We start from the raw sequence: 3,963 nt of genomic DNA, 5'->3' as shown, positions 1-3,963 counted from the left end.
TCAGAGACTTCGAAAGTCACCTCGTCCCCATCGGGATCGGAAGCAAAAGCCCTGAGATACAACCTGAAAGTCTCGCCCTCTTTCACAACTCCATCGGGAATTGACACCACCGGAGCTCTGTTGACGTTCTCGACGGTCACGGTGAATGTGCCGATGCTTTCAGCGCCTTTACTGTCAGTGACTAATAATTCGACCTCATGATTCCCTTCGGAACCGAAGCCGGGAGTAAATATGTAGTTGCCATCCTCGATAGAACCTGGACCCTCAGAGACTTCGAAAGTCACCTCGTCCCCATCGGGATCGGAAGCAAAAGCCCTGAGATACAACCTGAAAGTTTCGCCCTCTTTCACAACTCCATCGGGAATTGAAACCACCGGAGCTCTGTTGACATTCTCGATCCTTACAGTGAAGGATGCAGTATTTGTCGCACCCTTTTCATCTTCTATAAAGACCTTTACCGATTTGTCACCAGCGTCTCCGAAATCGGCACTGAATATATATTTACCCTCGACAAGCTCTCCAGGCCCCTCGACTCGAAACTGTACATCATCGCCATCAGGTTCGCTCACTCTGCTGAGGATATCAACTTCTACCATCTCACCCTCTTTCAAAACCAAATCGCTCAGCAACAGCCTGGGAGGTCGATTCACATCAAGAACCTCAATCTCAAAGCTTGAAAAGGTCTCGTTTCCGAAGCTGTCTTCTGCTTTTATTGAAACACTTTTCTTTCCGGCATCTTTGAAAGAGGGTTCGTATATTAATAGACCGTCTTCGAGTCTTCCGGGTCCATCTTCTATGCTTAGAACCAGATTTTCAACATCTTCATCAATCACCGATGAAATGATATCGACAGTAAGTCTTTCTCCCTCATTCACAATCTGATTCTCGATCCTCACTTCGGGCGGAGCATTTACGTCAGTAACTTCGAGCTGAATATCTCGTGCCGTTTCATTTCCCTGCGTATCTCTGGCCAGTACCCTCAAGACGGCCTTCCCGGAGTCACTGTATCCCGGAGCATAACTGTAGATGCTTCCTTCAAGCTTGCCGGGCCCTTCGACAGAGAATTCCAGCTCGTCCCCATCTGGATCAGTTGCTATTGAGTTCAGGTCTATCGTTAGCATTTCTCCTTCTCGAGCAACGACTGGGGATGTGTCGATTTCCGGCGGCCGGTTGACTCTGATAATGTTTATCAACATTTCATCTTCAGATTTTTTTCCTTGCTTGTCTGTTGCCTGGACCCTCACTGCGATTTCCCCGGCGTACGAGAAACCCGGTTCGAAAACGTAGGAAAAGCCAGACAACTCTCCTGGACCCTCTAAGATTTCAAGAACAATGTCATCGACTCTTTCATCTTTAACAAACTGTCTCAAGTTTACGGTAAGTGTTTCACCCTGGTTGACAACCTGTACGGGCAATTCCAGTTCCGGTTCTTTATTCATAAGTCCAGGAAGCGTAATAACCAAGATTATTGCAGCTGCCGCCGCTGCAATAAGAACATAGATCATCCATCTTTTCATCATATCTACCCCCTTAATTGTCGGGAACTACTGCAAACTTTCTTACACCGGTCTAGATCTTGTCACATCAATAGTCCAAGCTTTATTGACTCAGTTCTCTTCTCGGATTATCGATTTTATCCGTTTGTATTTCAGCGTTTGATACGTCATCCTGGTCAAAGAGAACTACTACCTCATCGAAGCCCATACCCAAAAATAGTCCGTGAAAGAAGTTTCTCGCGCTCTCTCTCGATGTCTCATCGACACCCATCTCAAAGGCGTTTTGAAGTGCCTGTTTTTCAATCTCCTCACTGTATGATTGAAAGGTTTTCAGCATGTCCCTGTTGCCGAAAATTCTAACCAACACCCCGCTTTGATTGATCACCCTGATATCTGGAATCTTATTCTGCGGGATAGTCACTTCAAGCTTGGGGGAGGGAAGAGTGAGCTTTATTCTCCTTGCTTCACCCTCATGTATTTCTATTGCGTCCTCCTTCAACCTTCTCAAATCAAGATAGCCTCGAACCTGAAACGGAACGATGAAAATGAAGCGCTGAGAAGTACCGGGGACGAAACTTCCCCTTTCAGGTTCAAAGATGAGCAAGGTAGTCATCCTGGCGGTACTTAGTTCGGAGATTCTCTCCACCTTGTGAATTATCGATTCTGATCTGAAACTTGCCTTCTTCCTGGACTGGAAGAAGAATAACAGAAGCAGTGCAATCACGGCAAAAAGAACGATATTTAGGACGAGCAATGAGTCACCTCCAAGAACCTGATGTTTCAAAGATTATTCATGTAATCTATCATTAGGTTGCCCATAGCCGCCATGGCAACTAAAGTGATTACTACGAAAACAATTGCCAGAATTATCAGTATTCCCTGTATCCTGAAGTAATATCTGAGACTGTCAAGAGCTATCTCCAGGTTTATTGAAGCCTTTGAATGAATGAACGCGTCCAGCTCCTTTTTCGATTTCCTTAATTTCAGCCCCATAACCAGAGCGATGATTGCACTAATCGCTCCAAAGATAGAGAAGGGATTCGCAACCATACCAGCTATAGATCCTATGATTCCAAGAACGGCGCCTATAATCGTCCAAACACCTACGAAACCGGACCAGTAGCTCAGGCCGCTCAAAGTTTGATAAGAGATGCTTTCAATTCCAGAAGCTTCATTTGTCCTTTCGAACATAAGAAACACCTCCTCTTCTCAACTCATACCAAGTTTATCAGAGAAGAAAGGAAATCCATTCAAATAGGGAAAACCTATTGAATTAACCGACTATACGGTTTCTGTGTATGGACTGACAAGCGCTTTTACTTGAAGTAGCTGGAATGATATAATTAAAACAATCTATATCGGAATTAAAACTAAGGAGGTCTGTTGATAATGGAATATCGCAAGGTTGGAAAGAGCGGTCTTCTCATCAGTGAACTAAGTCTTGGTTCATGGCTCACGTTTGGCGCTCAGCTAGACATTGATAATGCAAGAGAAGCAATGAGAGAAGCATACAGATCGGGGGTCAATTTCTTCGATACTGCAGAAGCATATGCTAGTGGGATGGCCGAATCGATGATGGGTGAAATTCTGAAGGAGTTCAAACGCGAAGAGATTGTTGTATCCACGAAAATCTTTTGGGGAGGAAGCAAACCTAATCAGAAAGGTCTCTCGAGAAAGCATCTGCTTGAGGGTACCTGGAATTCATTGAAGCGGCTACAGCTTGATTATGTTGACTTGTTGTATGCTCACAGACCCGATCCCGAAACTCCAATGGAAGAAGTTGTTCTTGCAATGGACTACATTGTCAGAAATGGAATGGCCTTCTACTGGGGTACATCAGAATGGAGTGCCAAAGATCTGGAAGAGGCTCATAAGGTTGCAGATAAGCTGAATGCAGTTCATCCCGTAGTCGAGCAACCTCAGTACAATATGTTTGTAAGAGAGAGAGTCGAGTCTGAATACTTGCCTATATACGAAAAATACGGCCTCGGTCTCACTGTTTGGAGTCCTCTTGCAAGCGGACTTCTTACTGGAAAATACAACAATGGAATTCCCGAGAATAGCAGGTTGGCGAAATTTCCCGGTTTGAAAAAGCATCTTGAAGAGAATAAACTCTTCTCGGATGAGAATCTCAAGAAAGTCGCAAGGTTGGCGGACGTTGCCAAGAAACTTGATACCGGACTCGCTCAGCTTGCACTTGCCTGGATACTTGTGAACAAGACTGTCAGTTCGATAATTCTAGGAGTTAGCCGGGTGGAACAGCTGAGGGAGAACTTGAAGGCTCTCGAGCTAAGAGACAAGCTGACAGAAGATGTGATAAAAGAGATAGATTCAATTATTAAGTAGCTTCCGTCTTAGCCGTTTCATTTGGTGATTATTAAGAGAGGAGTTGTCGATTTGAAAAAGGCATTGCTGTTTCTATCGTTTCTATTGGTAATTGCTCTTGGGAGTTCATGTCTCTATATAG

The 3,963-nt window shown here is 44.6% G+C and carries 4 protein-coding genes; 1 reads left to right on the top strand and 3 read right to left on the bottom strand.

Going from position 1 to position 3,963, the window contains the following annotated elements; translation table 11 throughout:
• The 3 genes from ENN47_06970 to ENN47_06960 all read right to left on the bottom strand — a co-directional run.
• A partial coding sequence (locus ENN47_06970) for a tandem-95 repeat protein (protein ID HDP77910.1) occupies positions 1-1,517 on the bottom strand: 1,517 nt, incomplete at its 3' end.
• An 82-nt stretch (positions 1,518-1,599) separates the two neighbouring features.
• Positions 1,600-2,250 (bottom strand): DUF4230 domain-containing protein, encoded by a 651-nt coding sequence (locus tag ENN47_06965; protein ID HDP77909.1) that lies wholly within the window; start codon positions 2,248-2,250, stop codon positions 1,600-1,602.
• A gap of 26 nt (positions 2,251-2,276) precedes the next feature.
• On the bottom strand, positions 2,277-2,687 hold the full coding sequence (locus ENN47_06960; protein ID HDP77908.1) for a hypothetical protein: 411 nt from the start codon (positions 2,685-2,687) through the stop codon (positions 2,277-2,279).
• 198 nt (positions 2,688-2,885) lie between these two features.
• Between ENN47_06960 and ENN47_06955 the strand changes: the two genes are divergently transcribed.
• Positions 2,886-3,842, top strand: a complete 957-nt coding sequence (locus tag ENN47_06955; protein ID HDP77907.1) for an aldo/keto reductase — start codon at positions 2,886-2,888, stop codon at positions 3,840-3,842.
• The last annotated feature ends 121 nt before the right edge of the window (positions 3,843-3,963 follow it).

Origin of the sequence: Mesotoga infera (genome assembly GCA_011045915.1) — a bacterium.
GTDB lineage: Bacteria > Thermotogota > Thermotogae > Petrotogales > Kosmotogaceae > Mesotoga > Mesotoga infera_D.
Note: the sequence above shows the minus strand (reverse complement) of the source record. Positions and strands in the feature narration are given on the sequence as shown.